General features: G+C 72.7%; 18 protein-coding genes and 1 pseudogene. 6 read left to right on the top strand and 13 right to left on the bottom strand.

The features are described 5' to 3' along the window. The first annotated feature begins 30 nt into the window (after positions 1-30). Positions 31-351 (top strand): hypothetical protein, encoded by a 321-nt coding sequence (locus tag AB0B01_RS15415; RefSeq protein WP_356851044.1) that lies wholly within the window; start codon positions 31-33, stop codon positions 349-351. Between the two features lie 57 nt (positions 352-408). Here the strand turns inward: AB0B01_RS15415 and grpE are convergent, their stop codons facing one another. From grpE to AB0B01_RS15450, 7 genes are all read right to left on the bottom strand, one after another. Further along, on the bottom strand, positions 409-906 hold the full coding sequence (grpE, locus tag AB0B01_RS15420) for a nucleotide exchange factor GrpE (protein ID WP_361718053.1): 498 nt from the start codon (positions 904-906) through the stop codon (positions 409-411). Further along, positions 903-2,783, bottom strand: coding sequence for a molecular chaperone DnaK (dnaK, locus tag AB0B01_RS15425; RefSeq protein WP_361718056.1), 1,881 nt, complete (start codon positions 2,781-2,783; stop codon positions 903-905). The genes grpE and dnaK overlap by 4 nt, the downstream gene beginning before the upstream one ends. 242 nt (positions 2,784-3,025) lie before the next feature. Beyond that, positions 3,026-3,658 (bottom strand): hypothetical protein, encoded by a 633-nt coding sequence (locus tag AB0B01_RS15430; protein WP_361718059.1) that lies wholly within the window; start codon positions 3,656-3,658, stop codon positions 3,026-3,028. Beyond that, positions 3,646-4,788: a hypothetical protein gene (locus AB0B01_RS15435; protein ID WP_361718062.1), complete on the bottom strand. Its 1,143-nt coding sequence runs from the start codon at positions 4,786-4,788 to the stop codon at positions 3,646-3,648. Before AB0B01_RS15435 ends, AB0B01_RS15430 begins: the two co-directional genes overlap by 13 nt. 291 nt (positions 4,789-5,079) lie before the next feature. Next, positions 5,080-5,472: a hypothetical protein gene (locus AB0B01_RS15440; RefSeq protein WP_361718064.1), complete on the bottom strand. Its 393-nt coding sequence runs from the start codon at positions 5,470-5,472 to the stop codon at positions 5,080-5,082. Positions 5,473-5,481: 9 nt separating this feature from the next. Next, positions 5,482-6,033: a DUF5133 domain-containing protein gene (locus AB0B01_RS15445; RefSeq protein ID WP_361718067.1), complete on the bottom strand. Its 552-nt coding sequence runs from the start codon at positions 6,031-6,033 to the stop codon at positions 5,482-5,484. A 258-nt stretch (positions 6,034-6,291) separates the two neighbouring features. After that, positions 6,292-7,620: a PP2C family protein-serine/threonine phosphatase gene (locus tag AB0B01_RS15450; RefSeq protein ID WP_361718070.1), complete on the bottom strand. Its 1,329-nt coding sequence runs from the start codon at positions 7,618-7,620 to the stop codon at positions 6,292-6,294. Positions 7,621-7,787: 167 nt separating this feature from the next. Between AB0B01_RS15450 and AB0B01_RS15455 the strand changes: the two genes are divergently transcribed. Next, a complete protein-coding gene (locus tag AB0B01_RS15455) occupies positions 7,788-7,961 on the top strand; it encodes a CsbD family protein (protein ID WP_361718073.1) in 174 nt (57 codons plus the stop codon). A 100-nt stretch (positions 7,962-8,061) separates the two neighbouring features. Here AB0B01_RS15455 and AB0B01_RS15460 read toward each other — a convergent pair whose 3' ends face one another. Further along, positions 8,062-8,661, bottom strand: a complete 600-nt coding sequence (locus tag AB0B01_RS15460; protein ID WP_361718076.1) for an HSP18 transcriptional regulator — start codon at positions 8,659-8,661, stop codon at positions 8,062-8,064. A gap of 228 nt (positions 8,662-8,889) precedes the next feature. Here AB0B01_RS15460 and AB0B01_RS15465 point away from each other — a divergent pair, with 228 nt between their 5' ends. After that, positions 8,890-9,324, top strand: a complete 435-nt coding sequence (locus AB0B01_RS15465; RefSeq protein WP_361718079.1) for an Hsp20/alpha crystallin family protein — start codon at positions 8,890-8,892, stop codon at positions 9,322-9,324. Between the two features lie 145 nt (positions 9,325-9,469). Then, complete coding sequence (locus AB0B01_RS15470) at positions 9,470-9,877, top strand: DUF2267 domain-containing protein (RefSeq protein WP_361718082.1); 408 nt, start codon at positions 9,470-9,472, stop codon at positions 9,875-9,877. 18 nt (positions 9,878-9,895) lie between these two features. Here AB0B01_RS15470 and AB0B01_RS15475 read toward each other — a convergent pair whose 3' ends face one another. The 3 genes from AB0B01_RS15475 to AB0B01_RS15485 all read right to left on the bottom strand — a co-directional run bounded on the left by AB0B01_RS15475 (position 9,896) and on the right by AB0B01_RS15485 (position 11,584). Beyond that, on the bottom strand, positions 9,896-10,018 hold the full coding sequence (locus tag AB0B01_RS15475) for a hypothetical protein (protein ID WP_356852704.1): 123 nt from the start codon (positions 10,016-10,018) through the stop codon (positions 9,896-9,898). 70 nt (positions 10,019-10,088) lie between these two features. Continuing rightward, the gene (locus AB0B01_RS15480; protein WP_361718085.1) at positions 10,089-10,454 is read right to left on the bottom strand and encodes an ATP-binding protein; all 366 of its coding nucleotides are present in this window, start codon (positions 10,452-10,454) and stop codon (positions 10,089-10,091) included. 206 nt (positions 10,455-10,660) lie between these two features. After that, a complete protein-coding gene (locus AB0B01_RS15485; RefSeq protein ID WP_361718088.1) occupies positions 10,661-11,584 on the bottom strand; it encodes a SigB/SigF/SigG family RNA polymerase sigma factor in 924 nt (307 codons plus the stop codon). 160 nt (positions 11,585-11,744) lie between these two features. Here AB0B01_RS15485 and AB0B01_RS15490 point away from each other — a divergent pair, with 160 nt between their 5' ends. Further along, positions 11,745-12,089, top strand: a complete 345-nt coding sequence (locus AB0B01_RS15490) for an STAS domain-containing protein (protein WP_361718091.1) — start codon at positions 11,745-11,747, stop codon at positions 12,087-12,089. Positions 12,090-12,167: 78 nt separating this feature from the next. Here AB0B01_RS15490 and AB0B01_RS15495 read toward each other — a convergent pair. Beyond that, positions 12,168-12,608, bottom strand: a pseudogene (locus AB0B01_RS15495) (ATP-binding protein); the annotation flags it as partial. 74 nt (positions 12,609-12,682) lie between these two features. Between AB0B01_RS15495 and AB0B01_RS15500 the strand changes: the two are divergent. Beyond that, positions 12,683-14,149, top strand: a complete 1,467-nt coding sequence (locus tag AB0B01_RS15500) for an ornithine decarboxylase (RefSeq protein WP_361718094.1) — start codon at positions 12,683-12,685, stop codon at positions 14,147-14,149. A 9-nt stretch (positions 14,150-14,158) separates the two neighbouring features. On the opposite strand, the gene AB0B01_RS15505 is transcribed toward AB0B01_RS15500, so the two are convergent. Then, on the bottom strand, positions 14,159-15,688 hold the full coding sequence (locus AB0B01_RS15505) for an FAD-dependent oxidoreductase (RefSeq protein WP_361718192.1): 1,530 nt from the start codon (positions 15,686-15,688) through the stop codon (positions 14,159-14,161). Positions 15,689-15,736 lie beyond the last annotated feature (48 nt).

Below are 15,736 nucleotides of genomic sequence, written 5' to 3' on the forward strand. Positions count from 1 at the left end.
GGGCCACGGAACATCCCCGCAGGAGGACCGGTGCTAGCCAGCGACAACGAGATCAAGCTCAAGGCCATCGCAGTACTGACGGGCCTGCGCAGCGGGGTCGATTCGGATTACGTGTCCGCGCTGCTCGGCGAGGTCACGCCGTCGACGTTCCTGGTTCCCGCCGGAGCGGACGCGGCAGAGATCGGGCGCGCGATGCTGGAGCAGCTTTCCGGCCCCTGGAGCTCCCTGGTGACCGGCTTCGTGCTGGCCTTCGAAGCGGTGGCGGATGCGTACGACGAACTGGACCCGCCCCGATCGGCGCAGGAGATCCTCCAGGAGCTGGCCCTCGAACTCGCCGACGAATCCGCCTGACCGTCCCGACACCCCGACAGCCCGGCTGCCGGGTGGTCCGAGCGCCCGGCCCGGGGGTCAGGCGGACGGCGGGCCGACCGGCCGGTCCGGCGGCTCGGTCACGGTGACTTGTGCGGGCCGCAGCAGGTGCGTGCCCACGCGGTAGCCCGCACGCAGCACCTCGGTACACACCGGCGCGGTGGCGCCCGGACCGGTGGTGCAGGCGGTTGCCTCGTGGACGCGCGGATCGAAGGGCTCTCCCGGCTCGCCGACGCTCTCCAGACCGAGGGAGGCGAGCTGGGCCTCCAGGAGCCGCGTCACCGACCGGAACCCGCCGGTGAGCTCTCCTTGGGCCCGCGCCTCGTCGATGGCGTCGAGCACCGGCAGCATCCCGGTGAGCACGTTGGCGACGGCCGCCTCCCGCACGGCGAGGCGGTCGCGCCGGATCCGCTTGCGGTAGTTGTCGTACTCCGCCTTGACCAGCTGCAGATCGGCCGTGCGTTCGGCGAGGGCGGACTCCAGCCGGTCGGCGCGGTCCTCGCGGTCGGGATCCCGGGGCTCGCCCGGCCCGTTCATGCCGTTCCCCCCTTCGGGGTCTCGTCGTCGACGATCTCGGCGTCGACCACGTCGTCAGCGGCATCCGCCGCTCCGGCCCGGCCCGCGTCACCGGCCCCGCCCGCCGCCGTACCCGGCGCCTCCTGCCCGGCGGACTGCGCGTACATCGCCTGGCCGAGCTTCTGGCTGACCGCGGCCAGCTTCTCCGTGGCGGTTCGGATGCCTGTGGTGTCCTCGCCCTTGAGCTTGTCCTTCAGCTCGGTGACGGCGGCGTCGACCTCCGTCTTGACCTCGGCCGGCACCTTGTCCTCGTTGTCCTTGAGGAACTTCTCCGTCTGGTAGACGAGCTGCTCGGCCTGGTTGCGGGTCTCGGCGGCCTCCTTGCGGCGGCGGTCCTCCTCGGCGTGCTGCTCGGCGTCGTGCATCATGCGCTGGATGTCGTCCTTCGGCAGCGCCGAACCGCCGGTGACGGTCATCTTCTGCTCCTTGCCCGTGCCGAGGTCCTTGGCCGTGACGTGCATGATGCCGTTCGCGTCGATGTCGAAGGTGACCTCGATCTGCGGGACGCCGCGCGGGGCCGGGGGCAGGCCGGTCAGCTCGAACATGCCGAGCTTCTTGTTGTACGCCGCGATCTCGCGCTCGCCCTGGTAGACCTGGATCTGCACCGACGGCTGGTTGTCATCGGCCGTCGTGAAGATCTCGGACCGCTTGGTCGGGATCGTGGTGTTGCGCTCGATCAGCTTGGTCATGATGCCGCCCTTGGTCTCGATGCCGAGGGACAGCGGGGTCACGTCGAGGAGCAGGACGTCCTTAACCTCACCCTTGAGGACACCGGCCTGCAGCGCCGCGCCGATCGCGACGACCTCGTCCGGGTTGACGCCCTTGTGCGGGTCCTTTCCGGTGAGCTCGCGCACCAGCTCGGTCACGGCCGGCATCCGGGTGGAGCCGCCCACCAGGATCACGTCGTCCACGTCCGAGACCTTGATGCGGGCGTCCTTGACCGCCTCGTGGAAGGGCGTCTTGCAGCGCTCCAGCAGATCGGCGGTGAGCTCCTGGAACTGCGTCCGCGTGAGCTTCTCCTCCAGGTGCAGCGGACCGTCGGCCGAGGCGCTGATGTAGGGGAGGTTGATGTTGGTCTCGGTGGCGGAGGACAGCTCGATCTTCGCCTTCTCGGCGGCCTCGCGCAGCCGCTGGGCCGCCATCTTGTCCTTGGACAGGTCGATGCCGTAGCCGTTCTGGAACTGCTTGACCAGGTGGTCGACGATGCGCTGGTCCCAGTCGTCGCCGCCCAGGTGGGTGTCGCCGTTGGTGGCCTTGACCTCGACGATGCCCTCGCCGATCTCCAGCAGTGACACGTCGAAGGTGCCGCCGCCCAGGTCGAAGACGAGGATCGTCTGGTCGTGCCCCTTGTCCAGCCCGTACGCGAGCGCAGCGGCGGTCGGCTCGTTGACGATCCGCAGCACCCTCAGCCCCGCGATCTCGCCGGCTTCCTTGGTGGCGGTGCGCTGCGCGTCGTTGAAGTAGGCGGGCACCGTGACGACGGCGTCGGTCACGTCCTCCCCGAGGTAGGCCTCCGCGTCACGCTTGAGCTTCTGCAGCACGCGCGCGGAGATCTCCTGCGCGGTGTAGCGCTTGCCGTCCACGTCCCCGGTGTCCGGGAACCGCCACTGGGGATCCCCGACGTGGCGTTTCACCGAACGGGCCGTACGGTCCACATTGGTGACGGCCTGCCGTTTCGCGACCTCCCCGACCAGCACCTCCCCGCCCTTGGCGAAGGCCACCACGGAGGGGGTCGTCCGGGCACCCTCGGCGTTCGGGATGACGGTGGGTTCGCCGCCTTCCAGGACGCTGACGACGGAATTCGTGGTTCCGAGATCGATACCCACCGAGCGCGCCATAGCCCGCTCCTCTCTGCTCGCATCCGCCGCAGGAGCCGCTGCCGGAGCTTCGGGACGGAGAGCGCCCCACTGCGGCGCCGGACGCCCCCGCTGCCCTGCTCCACCTCCCCCGCTGCCCCCACCTGCGAAAACAACGCCTTTCAATGACTGGGATAGAACCTGTGACCGGCACTGTCAAGATGCCTCCGGCATGACCGCGCGCGCCCCGGGTAGACCCCGGACCTGGGGTGCGGCCTCGGCCATCAGGGCTGCGACGGGGGCCGCACCCCGCCGCCCGCCCCCTCGACCCGGCCCCGGTCCTCGACCCGGTCCCGGTCCTCCGCTCGGCCCGCGCCCTCGTTGGCCTCCCGTACCCGCTCGTCATCGGCCGGAAGCTGGGCTCCGGTCCCCGTGCGCGAGGCCGCGCCGGGTCTGCGGCCGTGATCGTCCACCGTCCCGCCCTCGTGCTGGAGCAGCGGCCGGTGCGGCGGGGAAGGCGGGGGAGGAGCCTGCCCCTCACCGCCCTCCTCTTCCTCTCCCGCTTCCTCGGGGAGGAAGGCGCTCAGCTCACGGCACAGCCGCTGGGCATCGGGGACGGACACCGCCACCCGGCGCAGCGCCCCCTCCCCGGCCAGTTCCATGCAGAGCACCTGCCCCTGTGCCTTCACGGCGACGAAGTCGTCCCCGCCCTGCGCGTGCCGGACGCCCAGGCACCGCCCGGGGCGCCAGCTACCGCGGCCGGGCACCCCGCGCAGTACCCGCCACCAGCTGGACTCGACCTCGACCCGGCGCAGCGAGGACACGGGGACGCGAACCTCGCGCCGCCGCGCGGCCAGCCTCTCCCACAGGGAGAGCCGGACGACCACTTCCCTGCCTTCCACCGTCACCCGGGCCATGGCTCCTCCTTCCGTCCCGCTCCGTCCGCTCGTGCGTCCGTGTCGACGTAGCGCAGCAGCACCCCGAGTCCGTCCTCCAGGGACACCTCCTCCGGCTCCACCACCAGCAGCTCGGCCTGCGTGCCGTACGCCGCCCGGATCAGCGCCGCACCGGGTTCCTCCTCCCAGTAGTAGCCCACCCCGAACGCGGTCAGCTCCGCACCGGAGAGCGCGAGGTGCGTCGGCTCCGCTCCGGCCCAGAGCCGGTCCGGCAACCGGGCCCGCCGGTTGACCAGCAGCGCCCGGGCCTGTCCGCGCTGAAGGGCGGTGACCGTCGCCGCGAGGCCTTCGACCTCCTCCTGGCGGCGGGCGCGCTGCGCGTGGAAGGCGTCCAGCCGCTGCCGGTCGTGTTCGGGCACCTTGCCCGCGAGCAGCGAGCGGAGCTCCGCCTCCAGCAGCGCCCGCCCGGGCTGCGGTCGGCGGGGGTGACCGTCGCGGAGCCGGACGAAGCGGTCGTGGAGGTGGCGCGGCGCCTCCCGGGTGAGGGTGTTCGCCGCCCAGGGGTCCCCGGCCAGCACGATCACCTCGGTGCCCCGGGCCTCGACCTGCTCCGCGAACTCGGCCAGGAGCTGCTCGGCCTCCTGGGCCCAGCCGTCCACCGGGATGCGCCGCGAGGGGGTCCGCCCGGCGGCGACCCGGCTCATCGGCCATCGCCCGCTCTCGCGCTCGACCTCCAGCTCGTCTTCGGCGTTGCCCGTGTCCATGGTGTGCGTCCGGTGGATGACCAGCGCCGTGTACGCGAGGTCCGGGGCGTGCTGGAGGGCGAAGGGGAGGGCGTCGGGGACGACCCCGTACCGGGCCGATGCGTGGACGGGCGGTTCGGGCAGGCAGGCGGCCAGCAGGAGCTCGCCCTCCGCGGCGAAGACCGCCTGGCCGTGCGGGCCGGAGACCGGGGCGTCCGTACCGAGGGCCCGTCCCGCGGCCTCGACGGTGGCCGGGTCGGCGCCGTGGGCGAGCAGGCTCTCGCGCAGGCTCCGCCATCGCAGCTCGACGGCGCGGTCCGGGTCGTCGACATCGCGGGAGGTGTCGAGGTACACCGACGCCACCGGGCCGTGACGCTCGTACAGGGCGCTCAGGAACTGCAGTTTCACGGCTGCCTCGGTTTCACGGCTTCCTCCCGTCGGGCCCGATCGCGGCCCTCAGTGCGGCGGGGGCCTCGGCGCGGGTTCGGGTCCCGGCTCGCGGCCCGGTTCCGCAGGCGCGGGCGGCTTCGGTTCCGGCGCGTGCGGGTCGGCCGGGAAGGGGTGGGTGGGGGGCGCCGGGTGCGGGTTCGGGCCGGCCGGGAACGGATGCGTCGGCGGCTCGGTGGGCGCGGCGTGGATCGCGGGTTCCTGTGCGAATCCCTCACCCATGCTTCCTCCCGGGGCTGCTACCCGGGCGTCTTACCAGATTCCCGATGCCCATGCCGGGGCGTCGGAAGCGAATCCGCTGCCCTGGAGGTGCAGGCTCCGCAGGGTGCACTCGGTCTCCCAGCGCAGGTGCTCCCAGGAGGCCAGCCGCTCCCAGACGGGGTCGGGTGTCCCCGGAACCGTGGCCCCGCGGGCGGCCCAGTCCCGTGCGAGCGTGTCGAACAGCGGTGTCCGGCTGCCGGCCGAGTGCATCGGCTGCCACGGGACTCCCGGGCCCGGCCGGGCGGCGCCTCCCGGGCCCTGCCGGGCGGCGCCACGGCCCGGGAGGAGGGCCGTGAAGGTTCCGGTGGCGCGGGCGGTGGCGGCCGGGGCGGTCCCTGCCGTCAGGGTCGGCAACGGGCCCGGCTGCTGGGGTGTGGTGGTCATGGGCCGGCTCTAGTGGGCGTGGGGTGTGTCGAGGCGGTGGAGGGCGACGAGCTCCTCCGCCGCGTGGACGGCGTGGTGGGGGCTGCGCCGGCCGGTGAGGACGCACAGCGTGTAGGAGGCGTCCTCCAGTTCGCAGCGCAAGCCGGGGTCCTCGGGGGTGGCGAAGGTCCGGCGCCGCAGGGCGCGGAAATGGCGCAGGTGTCCGCGGAGCACGCTCGGGTTGGGCTGGAGGGCGGCCGGCGCCGGGTCGGGGGTGTGGAGGGTGTGTTCGATCACGGTCTGCAGGATGGTTTCGACAGGGGACGGCGGCCCGTCCTCGCCGTCCCGCAGGGCGAGAGCGGCGCCCACCGCCTCGGACAGGCCCACTCCGGCGACCCGGGCGGTCTCGGCGAGGATGCGGCGGGCGGTCGCGGTGCTGCACGGCACGAGGGCCATCAGGATGCCGGTGGCCCGTCCCAGCGCCGCGCGCCCGGCCGGCCCGGGCGAGACACCGGTGGCGGGGGTGTCGTCGTCCGCGATGAGGCCGGTGGGGGGACGGTGTCGTGCTGGCGTGCTGGTCATCCGCCACTCCTCTGGCCGGTGCCCCACTTGGGGGTATCTGCGTAGGCCAGTTGTGTACCACCGGCCCGAGCGGAAGGGGCGCATTTACGGGGCGCCACGGCGTTTGTCCCACGATCGGACGCCCACCGCGCCCGGGTGTTGACGCGCCACGCCTCTCGTGTGCGGCGGCGATCCGCAGGGTCGGTGGCCCATCATGGGCCACCAGGTCTTCCGGTACGCGACGAACCCCCGAGCGGAGCGTCCCGGAGGACCTCCCGGTCAGACACCGGACGGTGTCCCCTCACCCCCCGGCCCGCCCCCGGCAGCGGGCCCCTCGCGCCGGGCATCCGCCCGCTCCGCGGAGTGCGGCGTCCGCGAAGGCTCCGGCGGCGGTGCGACGCCGTGGGGGTGCCATTCGGCGAGGAGGATCGTGGCGTCGTCGGTGAGGCGGTCGTGGTGGTGGTCGAGGATGGTCCGCACCAGCCGGCGCAGGGCCTCCGGGGCGGCCTCACCGGCGGCGGTCGCGCGGACGATGGTGTCCACGAGCCGTTTCTCGCCGAACTGCTCTCCGGTGCTGGAGCGGGCCTCGGTGACACCGTCCGTGTACACCAGGACCCGGTCGCCGGGCTCCAGCTGCGCGTGGTGGATCACGCTGGGGGCCCGCCGGGTGCGCGGGCCGAGGCCGAGGGGCAGCTGCGCGGGGCGCTGCAGGGCTCCGGGCACCACCCGGTGGTTGCGGATGATCAGCGGCGCCGGGTGGCCGCAGTTCACCCAGGTCAGGGTGCCGGTCCTCAGGCCGACGTCGGCGAACACGGCAGTGAGCAGACGGTCGGGGAGCCAAGTGCTGAGCGCCTCGTCGACCGCGGAGGTGATGTCGACCAGATCGCCGCCGGCACGCCGCATGGAACGGCAGCCGGCCATCGCCACGGCGGCGCAGAGCCCGGAGGCCAGATCGTGCCCCATGGCATCGATCACGGCCATGTGCAGCGTGGTGGCGGTGATCGAGTGGTCGAAGGCGTCGCCGCCGATCGCGTACGCCGGCTCCAGGACCGCGCTGGACGTGGCGGAACGGGTGCCGATCGTCCGTGGAGGCATGAAGGCCCAGCCGAGCTCGGCCTGCAGCGTCATCGGGCGGGTCCGCAGGGCCCGCAGGACGGTGTCGCTCGTCGGGAGCTTCGAGAACAGGAACTGTCCCGTCAACGCCGCCAGTGTCTTGCACTGTTCGAGGGCGGCGGTGTCGAGCGAGGACGCCGTGACGCGCAGGACACCCATCCGCTCGACACCGTCGACGAGGGGCAGCCACACCACCGGGTCGCCGGACGAGGAGAGGCGCAGGCACTCGGTGCGGTACGCCCAGCCGGCGAGGGTGCCGTCCACGGCGAGACGTTCACCCGCGGACGGCTCTCCGGCCGGGTCCCCGGAGTCTCCCACGGCGGCACGGAGCGGGACCAGCTGTGCCTGCTGTACGTCGGCCAGGTAGATCACCGCGTCGTGCAACCCCATGGAACGCGCGGCCCCCCGCAACAGGGCGGGCAGGTCGTCGGGGCCGCAGCGGTGGGCGTCGCCGAGCAGCCGGGCCAGCAGCCGGCCGAAATCCGCCTCATCCATCTGCGTACCTCGCCGCCGAGCGCCGAATCCCCTTCCTCATTCTCGTGCGGGTCGACCGGGGCCGCCTCCCGTCACGTCCCCATGGCTCCTCGGAGAGCCGGAGGGCATATTGCCCCTCATGCGGGGAATGTGCAGAAAGTGAGCTTCTTCTCAGGAGGTGGCTGGGGATGGCCGGAGGCAAGAAAGCCAAGAACGTCGGCAAGACCACGAAGGGCAAGATCAAGGAAACCACGGGCAAGGCCCTCGGGAACGAGAGTCTTGAGATGAAGGGCCGGGCGGAACAGGCTGCCGGCGACGCCAAGCAGACCGCCCAGAAGGCCAAGGACACGCTCAAGCACTAGGACGGGGCACCGTCCCCGAAGGCGGTGTGCACAGGCCGGCGGATCGTCCGACGATCCGCCGGCCTCTTCCGTGCCACGCGCACTCGGCGAAGGCGCCTGCTCAGGCGAGGGGGCCGCGGCGCTGGTTGCTGCGGTCGCGAAGCAGGCGGGTGTGCCGGCTGATCGCCGCGACGCGTTCCGCCAGCTCGGTGTGGGCCGGGTGCAGATCGTCCCGCGTGGCGGTCAGCGGGGCGACGAGGCGGGCCGGGTCGTGGTGGCCGAGCGCCTCGTTGAGCTCGCCGAGCCGCTGCTCGGCGCCCGCGGGCAGGTCGGTCAGCGCGGTGATCTGCCCGGCGAGCCGGCGCAGGGCTGCGGCATTGTCCCGGGCCCAGGCGGCGACCGTACGGTCGGCGGCCCGCCGGTCGCGTACGGCCTGGACCCGCTGTTCACCGGTCGAGTCGGCCGGGCCGGGGCGCAGCCGCAGGTAGCGGCGTTCGGCGGCCTGCCGGCTGGCCACCCCGAGCGGCGCGGCGAGATCGGCCCAGCTGGCCCCTGCGTCCCGGGCGGTCTCGATCAGACCCGCCTCCCAGCCGGCGAGCTGCTCGCGGACCTCACGGAGCAGGAGCAGGGAGGCGAGCGCCGGGTGCGGGCCGCCGTCGGCCGGCCCGGTCGCCGGCTCGGCTTCCTGGGCGGAACGTACGGCCTGGTCAATGGCCTCCAATGCGGCCGCAGCCGCCAGGAATGAGGCCGGGCCGGGTCCTGCGGCGGGCTCGGGGGCGGGTTCGGATTGCGCTGCAGGGCGGTGCGCCGGGGGCATCTCGATCTCCGTTCGCAGATGTCATCCTCCAGATGACGACCTTCTTGTCATCGACTGGATGACATGTTACAACGGAGGCACGTTGAAGCGCATGGGCAGGTACTGCCTGAACCAACCGGAGGTGTTTCGCGAATGCTGATGCGCACCGACCCGTTCCGCGAGCTCGACCGGCTCACCCAGCAGTTGATGGGGTCACCCGGCACCTGGTCCAAGCCGTCGGCGATGCCGATGGACGCGTACCGCGAGGGCGAGGCCTATGTGATCGCCTTCGACCTGCCGGGGGTCTCGACCGACGCCATCGACATCAACGTCGAACGGAACATGCTGACCGTGAAGGCGGAGCGCCGCCCGGCGGCCCAGGCCGACGACGTCCAGATGGAGTTCTCCGAGCGCCCGCTCGGTGTCTTCTCCCGGCAGATCACCCTCGCCGACACCCTCGACACCGAGAACATCCAGGCCGACTACGACGCAGGTGTCCTGACCCTGCGCATCCCGATCTCCGAGCGCGCCAAGCCCCGGAAGATCGCCATCGGCGCCGGCGGCGGACGCAAGGAGATCAGCGGCTGAGCGGCGGTCGCACCCGGACCCCGCATGACAGCACACCGCGCGCGGCGCGGCCGGGCCGACGGCCCCAGTCCGGCAGTCCCTTCGAGGAGAAAGGCATGCAGCACCCATGTTCCCCCCGCCGGCAACGCTCCAGCAGGCACCGGACATGACGTACGAACAGATGCTGGAGACCGTGCGCTACGAGGGCGCCTATCCGACGCGTGAACGTGCCGCGGAAGCCGTCAGGAACGTCATGGCGGCCCTCGGGCGTCAGATCACCGGGGACGAACGCGTCGACCTCGCGGCCCGGCTCCCGAGGGAGGCCGCCCTCCCCTTCACCGCCCAGATCCCCGACACCCGACAGCTCACCGGCTGGGGCTTCGTCAAGGACCTCGCCACGCGGACCGGCGCCACCCCCGCGACCACCCGCTGGGAGACGGGGGCCGTGCTCACCGTGGTGGCCCGTCTGGCGGGCCCGGAGCTCCTGGCCCGCATCCTGGGCCGGCTCCCCGACGGCTGGGCCCTCCTGTTCGGGCAGGCGGAACTCGTCCGGCCCCACCAGGTCGCCGCTTAGGATCCGGGGCCCACCCCGCTACCGGTGCCGGGCCAGGCTGTGGAGCAGGACCAGCAGGGCGAACGCCATCACCAGCAGGTGCAGCCAGGCAGGGCCGGGGGCGGGGGCCAGGGCCAGGGACGTGAGCAGATTCGAAGTCATGCCGCGCGCCTGCCCCCTTCCGCGGAAATGAAGCTCCGCGGGCGGGGGCGGCGCGGCGTGCGGCGGCGCCTCAGGGCCGGGCAGGCCTGCCCGTGACCAGACGGGAGGACTCGAACTCCGCCCAGACCACCTTGCCCGGCGGCCGGGGGTCGGTGCCCCAGCGGTCGGAGAGCCGCTCGATGATGTGGAGACCGTGTCCGCCGGGCAGGCCCCGCTGGGGCGCGGGATGACGGCGCGGCAGGTCTGCCGTGCCGTCGAGCACGTCGATCCGCAGCGATTCACCGGCGGTCAGGACGAGTTCGATGCAGCCGTCCGCGTGCAGACCGGCGTTGGTGAGCAGCTCGGAGACGACGAGCAGGGTGTCCTCGGCGGTCTCCGTCCCGTACCAGCCCCAGTCCCGCAGCGCCTGACGGGTGAAATCACGGCCTTTGCCCACCTGGCCCCGTACACCGGCCAACGCGAGGCGACGACGCTGGCCCGGCACGGGAGGTCCCGCACGCAGTGGATCGCCGGTATCCGGCCCGCTGGTCTTCACAGTGGTCTCTCACCCCCGGCGTCTCTGCGTCTTCGAGTGACCTGCGCACGCCCGTGACAGTGTAGGCGACCGGGGGTCTCATACGGTTGTCGTGCCGGGCTTCGCCGTTACGACGTGAGCATTCCGGCCCGCAGCCGGCCCAGGATGCGGGACAGCAGCCGGGAGACCTGCATCTGGGAGATGCCGAGTTCGGCGCCGATCTCCGCCTGGGTCATCTCCTGGCCGAACCGCATGCTCAGGATCAACCGGTCCCGGGCGTCCAGTTGCTCCAGCAGGGGAGCGAGGGTGTGGAAGTCCTCGAAGAGCTCCATGGCGGGGTCCGGCTCGCCCAGCTTGTCGCTGAGCGGACGCGTCGGACGACCGGATCCCGCGGTCTCCTCGGCCTCCGTGGCGGTGTCCAGGGAGCCGCTGGTGTAGCCGTTGGCGGCGACAAGGCCGTCAATGACCTCCTCCTCGGACAGTTCGAGGTACCGCGCGACCTCCTTGACCGTCGGGGCGCGGCCCAGCGTGTCGGTGAGCGACTCCTGCGCCTTGGCGAGTTCCGAGCGCAGCTCCTGGAGGCGGCGCGGGACGTGGACGGCCCAGGTGGTGTCGCGGAAGAACCGCTTGATCTCACCGGTGATGTAGGGAAGCGCGAGCGTGGAGAACTCCACCTCGCGCTCGGGGTCGTACCGGTCGATGGCCTTGATCAGGCCTATGGTGCCCACCTGGATGATGTCGTCCATGTCGAGCCCGCCGCCCGCGGCGCGGGCCCGGAAACGGCGTGCGGCGAACTGCACGAGCGAGAGGTTCATCTCGATCAGGGTGTTGCGGGCGTACTGGTACTCACGCGTGCCCTCCTCCAGCTCGCGCAACCGGCCGAAGAACACCCGCGACATCTCCCGGGCGTCGGCGGGCGCGATCTCCCGCGCGTTCGCCAACTGCGGCAGCTCCACGTCCTGCGCGGGCTCCCCTCCCACGGGCCGGGCCGATACCGGTACCTGCACATCGGTCGCGCGAACGGGGCTTGCAACTGCGGCCGTACGAAGCATGGTGGCCGTTCCCTCCCATTGACTGATGGCTGCCGGACCCGCTTGTGCCCAGAGCAGCGGCTCTCACACGTCGTGGTCCACGTCTCACACGTCGTGGTCCACGGGGGGAACGTGCATACTCCCCAGTGGAGGCCGCACATGTGACGATCCGGGAGGCAGCATGACCGGGGCAGAGGACGCACACCGGGAAGGCGTGGTGGGCGACAGCTATCCGGCGGGGTCCGGCTGGGTGGTCGCGGCCTGCGGAGAACTGGACCAGGACACGCTGGCCCCTCTGGAGGAGGCTCTCGCCGCGGCCGCCGACCGGTCCCGGCTCGTGGTGTTGGACGCCGCGTCCATCACGTTCGGCGACTCCTCGTTCCTCAACCTGCTCCTACGGCTGCACCGCCTCACGGCCCTGCGCATCGCCGCCCCCGGGGAGCAGCTGTGCCGGCTGTTCGCGCTCACCGGCGCCGACACCGTCCTCTCCCTGTACCCGAGCGTCCAGGACGCCCTCCGCGCCTGATGTCCCCGTCCCCGCACGAGCACGGCCGTCAGCCGGCCTGCGGCAGGGTCGGCCCTCGGGGCGGAAGCAGGCGGTCACCGCCTTGCCGCCGTGGCACGCGTGCACGTCCATGGAATCCGCCAGGACGTCGACGATGCCCAGCCCCCTCCCGGACCCGGCGCTCGGGTCGGCGTCGGCCTTGCGCGGCCGCGGCAGGCGCGGGTCGGCGTCGGCGACGCTCACGTGCAGGCAGGTGCCGTCCCAGGTCAGCACCAGATGGGCGGTGGTGGCCGCGTGCAGATGGGCGTTGGTGACCAGCTCCGAGACGCTGACCAGGACCGCATGGGCGGTGTCCGAGGCCTCGCCGTTCCACGGCAGACAGGCCAGGTGTTCGGCGGTCCACTGCCGTGCCGCTCTCACGCCCTCGGAAACCGGGAACGAACGTGCCCATCCCACTGCCTTGACCGCCAACGTCCTCACCTCGCTTCTGCCGTCGTGCCGTTGACCACCGGCTCGTCTACCCCGCCTTCGGCCGCCCACCCGCCGTCCCCCCGGCCAGGTGACGAAGACCGGCCCGCGGTTTCTGCCCCGGGGAACCGGGCAGGCGGCTGCGCATGGACCAGTCGAAGGCCCCCGTACTCGAAGCCCTGGCCGACTACCACGCGCAGGGCCAGACCCCGTTCACCCCGCCCGGACACAAACAGGCCCGCGGAGCCGATCCCCGCGTACGGGCCGTCCTCGGTGACGCCGTCTACCACTCGGACGTCCTCGCCACCAGCGGCCTGGACGACCGGACCTCCTCCCACGGCATCCTGCGGGAGGCCGAGGAACTGATGGCCGACGCCGTCGGCGCGGAGCACGCCTTCTTCTCCACCTGCGGCAGCTCCCTGTCCGTGAAGTCGGCGATGCTTTCGGTGGCCGGGCCCCACGAGAAGCTGATCGTCGGCCGCGACGCCCACAAGAGCGTGGTCGCCGGGCTCATCCTGTCGGGCATCGAGCCCGTCTGGGTCGACCCGCAGTGGGACCCGCAGCTCCACCTCGCCCACCCGCCGTCCCCCGAGGCGTTCGAGGCCGCCTTCGAAGCCGAGCCGGAAGCCCGCGGGGCGCTGGTGACCAGCCCCACCCCGTACGGAACCTGCTCGGACCTCGCCGCCATCGCCGAGGTGTGCCACCGCCGCGGGGCGCCGCTGATCGTGGACGAGGCCTGGGGTGCGCACCTGCCCTTCCACCCGGGGCTGCCGACCTGGGCGATGGACGCCGGCGCCGACGTGTGCGTCACCTCCGTGCACAAAATGGGATCCGGCATCGAACAGGGCTCGGTGTTCCACCTCCAGGGCGACCTCGTGAAGCCCGAGGTGCTCAGGAGCCGCGAGGACCTGCTCGGCACCACCAGCCCCTCCGTACTGATCTACGCCGGCCTCGACGGCTGGCGGCGGCAGATGGCCCAGCACGGCCGGAAGCTGTACGACGACGCCCTGGCCCTCGCCCGCGCCGTCCGCGAACGCATCGAGGCGCTCGACGGGCTGCACGTCCACGGGCGGGACGACTTCTGCGGACCCGGCCGCGCCAGTGACATGGACCCCCTCCAGGTGATCGTCGACATCACCGGCCTCGGCACGACCGGCTACCGCGCCGCCGACTGGCTGCGCGAGCAGCACCGGATCAACCTCCACGTCTCCGACCACCGCCGCATCAGCGCGCAGCTGACCCACGCCGACGACAAGGACACCGCAGAGACCCTGCTCACCGCCCTCCGGGACCTCGTGGCACACCGCGACGAGTTCCGCACGCAGCAGCGGGTGAGCGTCCCGCCACCGTCGCGGCTGCGGCTGGAGCAGGCGCGGCTGCCGCGGGACGCGTTCTTCGGGCGCACCGAACAGGTCCCGTGGGAGAAGGCGGACGGCCGGATCGCCGCCGAGATGCTGACCCCGTATCCGCCGGGCATTCCGGCGGCCCTGCCGGGCGAGCGCCTCACCATGGACGTGCTGACGTACCTGCGCACCGGCGTGGACGCGGGCATGGTCGTCCCCGATGCGGTGGACACCGAGGTCAAGAGCGTGCGGGTGCTGCGCGAGGAGTGAGGGTCGCCGTCAGGGCTTGTCGGGCCACTGCCACTCCGCCCCGTTGATGTCGGGCCGGTCCAGGGGCCGCAGCGCGGGACCTTGCAGCACTTCGCCGTCGATCCCGAACCGCGAGCCGTGGCAGGGGCACTCCCAGGTGCGTTCCGCATCGTTGAAGGCGACGAGGCACCCCAGGTGGGTGCAGGTGGCGGACACGGCGTGCAGCCGGCCTTCGTCGTCGCGGTGGACCGCGCACGGGCGTCCCCGCACGTCGACGACCGCCGCCCGGCCCGGCGGCAGCCCTTCCGCCTCCGACAGGGCGCCCGCGGGCAGCGCCGCGAGACGGTCCCCGACGAAGTGCTTTCCGACCTGCCACTGGGTCTTGGCGAAGGAGGGCGCCGCCCGCGCCACGGACGCCATCCGGCGCGGGTCGTACAGTTCCGCCCAGGCGGGCGGCTGACCGTCGACGAGGGCGCGCAGCAGTTGGCCGGCCAGGACGCCGCCGCTCATGCCCCAGCCGCCGAAGCCGGTCGCCACGTACACGTGGGTACTGCCGGGGTGGAAGAGGCCGATGAGCGGCACGGTGTCCACGGGGGCGTTGTCCTGGGCCGCCCAGCGGTGCGTGACAGTGACGCCGGGGAAGCGCTCCCGTACCCAGCCCGACAGGCGCTGGTAGCGGGCCTCGACCCCGCCGTCACCGGGAGTGAACTCCTCGCCGGTCACGATGAGGAGCCGGCGGCCGTCGCCGTACGGGGCGGTGCGCACGGAGCGTTTGCCGTCCTCCCGGGTGATGTACATGCCGTCCGGGTCGCGGTCGGCCGGCAGCGGCCCGGCCACCACCAGGTCCCGGTGCGGGGTCAGCCGCGTGAACATCAGGGCCCGGTCGAACACCGGATAGTGCGTGGCGACGATGACGTCCCGGGCCACCATCGTCACCCCCGCGTCGGTGGTGACCCGGCAGGGCTCGCCCTCCGCCAGATCGACGACGCGGGTGTGCTCGTAGATCTCGCTGCCCTGCGCGATCACGTCCTCGGCCAGCGCCCGCAGGTACTTGCGGGGGTGGAACTGGGCCTGGCCGAGCACCCGTACGGCGCCCGCCACCCGGAAGGGCAGGCCCGTGTCGGTGACGAAATCGGCCTCCAGCCCGGCGGCCCGGGCGGCCTCCGCCTCGGCGCGCAGCGCCTCGACCCCCTCGGGTTCCTCGCAGTAGGTGTACGCGGAACGGCTCTCCAGCTCGCAGTCCACGCCGAGGGTGTCGGCCACCTCGCGGACCCGCCGCAGGGCCGCGCTCTGGGAGTGGGCGTAGTCGCGCGCCGCTTCCGGCCCGGCGCTGCGCCGCAGCTCCGCGTAGACGGTCGTGTGCAGCGCGGTCAGTTTCCCGGTGGTGTGACCGGTGACCCCCGCGGCGAGCCGTCCCGCCTCCAGCACCGTCACGTGCCGGCCCGACCGTGCCAGCTCCCACGCTGCGCTCAGCCCCGCGATCCCGCCGCCGATCACGACGACGTCCGCGGATGCGGGGTTGGTGAGCGGCGGATGCGCGGGCACCTCCACGGTCTGCATCCAGTGGGAGGGAGCGAAGTCGGTGGTGTGGTTCATGCCGGGCGTCTG

It is taken from the genome of Streptomyces sp. NPDC044571, assembly GCF_040647115.1.
GTDB lineage: Bacteria > Actinomycetota > Actinomycetes > Streptomycetales > Streptomycetaceae > Streptomyces.